Source organism: Falsiroseomonas oryzae (assembly GCF_027856955.1).
In the GTDB taxonomy this organism is placed as follows: domain Bacteria; phylum Pseudomonadota; class Alphaproteobacteria; order Acetobacterales; family Acetobacteraceae; genus Falsiroseomonas; species Falsiroseomonas oryzae.
On record NZ_JAPSMD010000440.1, the window covers coordinates 1 to 4,340 of the forward strand.

A 4,340-nucleotide genomic window follows, 5' to 3' on the forward strand; every position below is an offset into this window, starting at 1 on the left:
GGCGCCGCGCGATGCACCTGGCCGCCGGGCTGCGGGCTTTCCTCCAGCAGCACGGCGCGCGCCCCGCGCCGCGCCGCTTCGGTCGCCGCCGCCATGCCGGCCGGGCCGGCGCCCAGAACGGCGACATCGTACGTCATGCCGCCGTCACCACCAGCCCGGCGCGCACGGGCGTCAGGCAGGCCTGCGCCAGCCGGCCATCCACCCGCACCAGGCATTGCTGGCAGGTGCCCATCATGCAGAAGGCCGCGCGTGGCGAGCCCGGACCCTCGCCCAGCCGCCGCACGCCCGCGGCCAGCAGCGCGACCGCGAGGCTTTCCCCCACCGGCGCGCGCAGGTGCTCGCCTTCGTAGACGAAATCCACCTCGGCCGGCCGCGCGATGCCGGCGATTCGCAAGGGTCCGCTCACGGTGCGCAGACTAGCCCCGCCGGCTTGACGCATCCACCCGCGCGCCGGGACACTCCCGGCGATGAGCTTCCTCCGCCTCGAGAACCTGAGCGCCAGCCATGACGGCCGCACCGACGTGCTGCGCGACGTCTCCCTGGCGGTGGAGAAGGGCGAGGTGGTCGGGCTGATCGGGCCCTCCGGCTCCGGCAAGTCGTCGCTGCTGCGCGCGTTGGTCGGGCTGCTGAAGCCGCGCGCCGGCCGCGTGACGGTCGCCGGGCAACCGGTGGACTACGCCAGCCGCGCCAGCCTGCGCGCCGCGCGCGACCGCTTCGCCATCGTCTTCCAGCAGTACAACCTGTTCCAGAACATGACCGCCCTGCGCAACGTCGCCATCGCGCCCACGCTCGTGAAGAAGCGCGCTGCGCGCGAGGTGGAGGCGGAGGCGACGCGCCTGCTGGAACGCGTCGGGCTGGGCGCCAAGCTGCACGCCTATCCGGACGAGCTCTCCGGCGGCCAGCAGCAGCGCGTGGCGATCGCGCGCGCCCTGGCGCTGAAGCCCGACATCCTGCTGCTGGACGAGGTGACCAGCGCGCTGGACCCGGAACTCGTCACGGAAGTGCTGGACGCCATCCGCGCCCTGCGCGACGAAGGCATGACCATGCTGGTCGTCAGCCACGAGATGGCCTTCATCCGCGAGGTCGCGAGCACCGTCGTCTTCATGGACCAGGGCGCCGTCGTGGAAAGCGGCCCGCCCGCGCGCATCTTCGACGCGCCGGAGAGCCCTCGCCTGCGCGACTTCACAGCCAAGATCCTCAGACACTGACACAGGGAGCCACCGCGATGGCCTGGACACCGCCGGGAATGCACATGTTGCGTGGCGCCATCGACTGCCACGTGCATTGCGCGCCGCACCTGAACGGCCGCTCCGTCAACGTGTTCGAGGCGGTGCGCCAGGCCGCCGCGGCGGGCATGCGCGCCATCGGCATCATGTGCAACTTCCAGAACAGCTCGGGCTTCGCCGCGCTGGCGAATGATGAGCTCGGCCACCTCGGCTGCCACGCCTTCGGCGGCGTCATCATGCAGCCGACGGCCGGCGGCATCACGCTGGAGGTCGCGAAGGCCGCGATCGGCTACGGCTACGGCCCGGGCACCGGCGCCCGCTTCGTCAGCCTGCCCACCCACCACACGCGCTACGTGGCAGAGCGCGAGGGCCGCAGCCCCGCCTTCCTGGAGACCACCTTCCAGGTCCCCCGCAACGGCCGCGTGCCCGATCCGGTGCCCGCCATCATGGAGCTCTGCGCCGCGAAGGACGTGGTGTTCGATTGCGGCCACGTCGCCGGGCACGAGGCGGTGGCGCTGGCCGAGGAGGCGAAGCGCCGCGGCGTGACGCGGCTGCGCACCCATGGCTCGCGCTATGCCGAGGACGAGATCCGCGCCATCGTCGGCCTCGGCGGCTATGTGGAACTTTCCTTCTTCATCCTGACCCATGCGACACAGGTCGGCCTGACCCATGTGGACGAGGAGAAGCACCGCATCACCGGCGCCACCACCATCCACGACTTCGCGCCGCGCATCCGCGCCGCCGGGGACCGCTGCATCCTCTCCTCCGACGCCGGCGTCTTCCTGCTGCCGCCGCCCGTCGAGGCGTTCCGCGAATACCTGCTGCTGGTCGAGAGCGCCGGCTTCACCGAGGCCGAGATCCGCCGGATGACCTCGACCAATCCCGCGGCGCTGTTCGGCCTGCCGTAACCGCATCTGTTTCGGTAACGCCTCGGGTTCCGGAGTCCGATCAAGTCGACGTGAGTCACGTCGCCGTGCGCAACCCGCATGCGGCGCAGGCTGCATGGTCGCGCTAGATCGTCGGCACTTCATCGCGCGGGAGGCAACGCGCCCCATGCCCTTCTCGACGGCGCTGCCGCTTCCAGCGGCTGCGGCGCCCGCCATGTGCCTGCTTCCGGACCCCGCGGCGATATGGCTCCACGTGCTGTCCGACGGGGCGATCGGCCTGGCGTATCTCTCGATCCCCGCGGCCCTGCTGGTGGTGCTGCTGCGTCGGCGCGACCTGGCCTTTCCCTGGCTGCTCGGCCTGTTCGCGCTGTTCATCCTGGCCTGCGGGTCCACGCATCTGGTGCATGCCTATGCGGCCTTCCGGCCGATGCCCTGGGGCGAGGCCCTGGTGAAGGCCGTGACGGCGGCGATCTCCGTGGTGGTTGCGGTGACCCTGTGGCCCGTGCTGCCGCGCATCCTGGCCTTGCGCTCCCCGGCGGCGCTGGCGCGCGAGGTGGAGGAGCGGCGCAACGCGGAGGTGCGCGCCCGCGCCTCCGAAGCGCGGCTTGCCGCCTTCATCAACAACCTGGCGGAGGCGGTCTTCGTACTGCGGATCGGCGCAGACGGCAGCTTCCAAATTGAATCCGTCAATCCCGCCTTCGAGCGCATGCTCGGCCTGGATGCGGCGTCCGTCGTCGACCGCCGTCCGGAGGAGGTGCTGCCGTCGGCGCTGGTTGCGCAGGCGCTGCCGCGCTGGCGGCAGGCGGCCGCGCAGGGCCGCACGCTGGACTACGAGATCGGCGTCGAGTTGCCGGCCGGACGGCGCAGCTGGCAGACCGTGCTGGTGCCCATGCGCGGTCCGGACGGGCGAGTGGAACGTCTGCTGGGCTCGGCGCGCGACATCACGGCGACTCGCCGCCTGCAGGCCGGGCTGGTGCAGAGCGCGCGGCTCGCCACCGTCGGCACCATGTGCGCCGGGCTTGCGCATGAGGCGAGCCAGCCGCTGAACACCGCCACGCTGTGGTTGCGCCGTGCGCGGGCCTCCGCCGAGCCGCTGGCCGCGGCGCAACGGACGGTCCTGTTGCGCGCCGTCGCTGTCGTGGAGGACCAGCTGCGTCGTGCCGGCGACCTCGTCGCGCGCATCCGTGGCCTGGCCGGCGACGAGCCGGACGGCGGCGAAGCCTTCGACGCGGCGGTGGCCGTCGGCGCGGCGCTGCGCATCGCCGGGACCCAGTATGCCGCCGACGGCATCGACTTCGCCCTGCATGCCGACGAGCAGCCGCTTGGCGTGCGGGGCAGCGCGGGTCGGCTGGAACAGGCCGTGCTGCAGCTGCTGGCGAATGCGCGCGATGCGGTGGTGGAGCGGCGGCTGGCCGAGCCCGACGCACCGGCGCGCATCGACGTGTTCCTGCGGCGCGAGGCCGGGCGCGTCGTGGTGGAGGTGCGGGACAGCGGTCAGGGGATCGCGGAGGCGGCGCGCGACGCGATCTTCGACCCGTTCTTCACGACCAAGCCGCCGGGGCGGGGTGTCGGCCTCGGGCTGCCCTTCGCCGCCGGCGTGGCGCGTGGCATGGGCGGCGGGCTGGAAGCGTGGAACCTGGCCACCGGTGGCGCCTGCTTCCGCATGGAACTCGCCGTGTGCGAAGCCGCGGGGCCGGCGGGACGCCTTGCGGCCAGCCCGGTCGCGGCGTGAGCTGACCGGCGGAGGCGTACGCGTTGGGACGACGGATTCTGGTCGCGGAGGACGAGGCGCTCGCGGCCATGGCGATCGAGGACGAGTTGCTGCGCGAGGGCTACGAGGTGCAACTCGCCCCGGACGGGGAGGCGGCGCTGGAGGCTGCGCGCGAGGCCATGCCCGACCTGCTGCTGACGGATCTCAGGATGCCGCGCCTGGACGGGGTGGGGCTGATCCGTGCGCTCCGGGAGATGGCGCCCGGCCTGCCCGTGGTGGTGATGACGGGCTATGCGCCGGCAGGCGGCGCGGCGGCCTTCCGGCGCGACGGCGAAGGGCCGGTCGCGCTGTTTCCGAAGCCGCTCGACATGGATGCGGTGCTGGCCGAGCTGCGCCGCCTGCTCGACGGCTGAGCGCGGCTCATCCCGCGCGCATGCCCTGCTGCAGCAACGCGATCAGCGCGCGCGCCGCGGGGCCGGGTTCGGCGCCGCGCCGCAGCAGCAGGCCGGTCGCGCG

General features: G+C 73.0%; 6 protein-coding genes. 4 read left to right on the top strand and 2 right to left on the bottom strand.

Features of this window, described 5'->3' with window-relative positions:
• The coding region (locus OZN99_RS33465; protein ID WP_333779777.1) for an FAD-dependent oxidoreductase at positions 1-215 on the bottom strand (215 nt) is incomplete at its 3' end.
• Entirely contained in the window at positions 134-394 is a 261-nt protein-coding gene (locus tag OZN99_RS26475) for a (2Fe-2S)-binding protein (protein ID WP_270938227.1), read from the bottom strand. The genes OZN99_RS33465 and OZN99_RS26475, both read right to left, overlap by 82 nt.
• A gap of 73 nt (positions 395-467) precedes the next feature.
• Between OZN99_RS26475 and OZN99_RS26480 the strand changes: the two genes are divergently transcribed.
• The 4 genes from OZN99_RS26480 (at position 468) to OZN99_RS26495 (ending at position 4,237) form a co-directional block, all read left to right on the top strand.
• Positions 468-1,208, top strand: coding sequence for an amino acid ABC transporter ATP-binding protein (locus OZN99_RS26480; RefSeq protein WP_270938228.1), 741 nt, complete (start codon positions 468-470; stop codon positions 1,206-1,208).
• A 17-nt stretch (positions 1,209-1,225) separates the two neighbouring features.
• A complete protein-coding gene (locus OZN99_RS26485) occupies positions 1,226-2,134 on the top strand; it encodes a DUF6282 family protein (RefSeq protein ID WP_270938229.1) in 909 nt (302 codons plus the stop codon).
• A gap of 145 nt (positions 2,135-2,279) precedes the next feature.
• Entirely contained in the window at positions 2,280-3,845 is a 1,566-nt protein-coding gene (locus OZN99_RS26490; protein ID WP_270938230.1) for a sensor histidine kinase, read from the top strand.
• 23 nt (positions 3,846-3,868) lie between these two features.
• Positions 3,869-4,237, top strand: coding sequence for a response regulator (locus OZN99_RS26495; protein ID WP_270938231.1), 369 nt, complete (start codon positions 3,869-3,871; stop codon positions 4,235-4,237).
• Positions 4,238-4,340 lie beyond the last annotated feature (103 nt).

What these genes read in the sequence shown, in the direction of transcription:
- OZN99_RS26480 (WP_270938228.1), top strand. Translation starts at nt 468, where the DNA reads ATGAGCTTCCTCCGCCTCGAGAACCTGAGCGCCAGCCATGACGGCCGC.
- OZN99_RS26485 (WP_270938229.1), top strand. Translation starts at nt 1,226, where the DNA reads ATGGCCTGGACACCGCCGGGAATGCACATGTTGCGTGGCGCCATCGAC.
- OZN99_RS26490 (WP_270938230.1), top strand. Translation starts at nt 2,280, where the DNA reads ATGCCCTTCTCGACGGCGCTGCCGCTTCCAGCGGCTGCGGCGCCCGCC.